At 40.4% G+C, this 2,280-nt stretch carries 3 protein-coding genes and 2 pseudogenes; 2 read left to right on the top strand and 3 right to left on the bottom strand.

Annotated features, from left to right (window positions below):
• A pseudogene (locus PX484_RS06870) lies at positions 1-196 on the top strand (hypothetical protein); the annotation flags it as partial.
• A 58-nt stretch (positions 197-254) separates the two neighbouring features.
• Here the strand turns inward: PX484_RS06870 and PX484_RS06875 are convergent.
• Both PX484_RS06875 and PX484_RS25965 read right to left on the bottom strand, forming a co-directional pair.
• Positions 255-816 (bottom strand): annotated as a pseudogene (locus PX484_RS06875) (transposase family protein); the annotation flags it as partial.
• 186 nt (positions 817-1,002) lie between these two features.
• Positions 1,003-1,242, bottom strand: coding sequence for a PIN domain-containing protein (locus PX484_RS25965; protein WP_043998049.1), 240 nt, complete (start codon positions 1,240-1,242; stop codon positions 1,003-1,005).
• 185 nt (positions 1,243-1,427) lie between these two features.
• Here PX484_RS25965 and PX484_RS06880 point away from each other — a divergent pair, with 185 nt between their 5' ends.
• A complete protein-coding gene (locus PX484_RS06880) occupies positions 1,428-1,880 on the top strand; it encodes a DUF29 domain-containing protein (protein ID WP_287767526.1) in 453 nt (150 codons plus the stop codon).
• Positions 1,881-1,920: 40 nt separating this feature from the next.
• On the opposite strand, the gene larC2 is transcribed toward PX484_RS06880, so the two are convergent.
• Positions 1,921-2,280: nickel pincer cofactor biosynthesis protein LarC2 (gene larC2, locus PX484_RS06885; protein WP_288103250.1), on the bottom strand; the 360-nt coding region annotated here is incomplete at its 5' end.

The raw sequence follows: 2,280 nt of genomic DNA on the forward strand, positions 1-2,280 counted from the left end.
CCTCAACGGTTTCAACTTCAACCAGTCGATTCTCGATTCTCAAGGTCGTGTAATCGGTACTTGGGCCGATGTGTTAAACCGCGCTGGTATCGGGATGGAAGTAATGCACGAGCGTAATGCTCACAACTTCCCCTTAGACTTGGCTAGTGGTGAACAGGCTCCCGTAGCTCTGACTGCTCCTGCTATCAATGGTTAATTCCTAGTCTGAACGAAAAGGCACTCCTGCGAGGGGGTGCTTTTTTGTTGAGAAGGGAAGGATAACCCCAAACCCGACAATCACCTTTGAGTTGTTGAGATTCTCCGATCGCCAAGTGGGCGAAGACGACTTTGGCAAGCCTTGGCTTTTCCCTCCCGCTGAATCTTGTTAGTAGCTCGAATCCTTAACCGGAAAGACATAGACGGTTCGAGGAGAAGATAGCGCAGTCAAGCTTGACCGATAAACTCCCGGTCGCCAGACAAGCAACGAATTTTTAAGATCGCCTCAATGAACTGCATAAGCTCATCACTATTGGAGTTTCCCTTTTTCTTGAGCAGCCACCACCAGATGAGAATGGCAACCCCTTCATGGACTATGCCTAGAGTCAGAATATTGTAACAATGGTCGCCAAACTCCCAGGTAGTTCAGTCAAGACTCAACCCCCAAGGTTGGGGGAGCCTCATCCAAATCACAACAATTTTAGCAATTTCGGAGTAATCTAGCTCAAATACTCGAAAAAAGCGTTGTAATCTTTTGTAGTTAGACTCTTTCAGAGCTTTACCTCCAAATCCAACTGCTAACTCTCTCAGATTGACGGTTTTGACTTTGATTAAGGCTAGTAAGTACCTAAGCAAAATTAATTACACATTTCGATAAAGCTTTTGCCTCTTACCTATTGCCTCTTGCCTGTCTTCACTAGGAAATTTATTTTGCATGACTACTTAGGAATAGTGCCAGAAACGAAATTCTGGCACCATGCCATCCGAGATAGGGTTGAAGGGCTTGGTTTAAGGCACTATACTGGTTCATAGGGTTTTGGAGATTGGTTCTATTCCCGACCTTGAGGAGACGCTAACAATTCCAATCTGGAGACAATCAGGGGGGTTAGTAATCCATTTCCGAAGGACAGGTGGGGATTCTGGGCCATTTAATTCATCAGCCACAGCTTGAGGGATGATCACAAGCTCATACAGTTCTTGTAGGATATTAACTTGGTCAATCAAGATCAGGCAGCAAATTGGGTAAGTATCAGAGAAAACTATCATTTTGCTCTGAGTTCTTGGCACTTTTCCCACAATTAAATTTATGAGAAAAAAGAGAAAGAAATACCTTGAAGATTAGATAAATTATGGTAAATCCTCTGCATCTCATATTTGTAAAAATATCATCTGGACAAGACACCATTAAGATAGGCACAATGTAAAGATAGAATAGAAGAAACGTTCTCATTATGAAAAATAAATTATCTCAGCTTTATGAAACTGATTTTAATTTGTGGCTTGAGCAAACCGTAAATCACTTAAAAAAGGGCAATTTACAGGCCCTTGATTTAGATAACTTAATCGAAGAAATATCCGATATGGGACGTAATAATAGACGGGAGATATTCGTCCGGTTAAAAGTTCTCTTGATGCACTTACTTAAATGGCAATATCAACCAGAAAAACGGACTAATAGCTGGATAAATACCATTGATGAACAAAGAGAACAATTAGAGCTTATTTTCAGGGATAGTCCTAGCTTAAAACCCTATTTAGCCGATATTTTCGCAGAATGTTATCAAAAGGCAGTGCGAGGGACGGTAAATGAAACTAATTTACCAAAAGAAACTTTTCCAGTTGATTGTCCTTTTAGCCAAGAACAGGTTTTAAATTGGGATTATTTTCCTCAAAATAGCTTTTGAACAATGGATATAGCAGTTTTAGGAGAAAATCGCCCTGCTGTCAAGACTGATTTTGTTCTTGCCAAATAGTTAAGGCCATTTGATGAACAAATCGCCAAGGTAGATGATGCTGACGGGCAATAGCGGCACAATCTTCGTATTCTGGTTGTACGGTAATCGGTTGATTACTTGACTCTTTGTAGGCAACTTTTAGACGAATTTGGCCATAGACAGTATCGATCGATTGTATTTCTCTTTTTAAGATTGATCGCTCTTGAATTGTCCTTCTAATGCCTAAAGTTGTGGTTTCCTGAAAGATCATATTTTCACAAATAGCAATTTTATCCAAGGCACAAATTACTGTCAAAAGTATTCCCAAACGGGATTTTTTCATAGTAATTGCTTGACTAAATACATCCAA

This window comes from Microcystis sp. M49636_WE2 (assembly GCF_030065375.1).
GTDB classification, from domain to species: Bacteria; Cyanobacteriota; Cyanobacteriia; order Cyanobacteriales; family Microcystaceae; genus Microcystis; species Microcystis aeruginosa_C.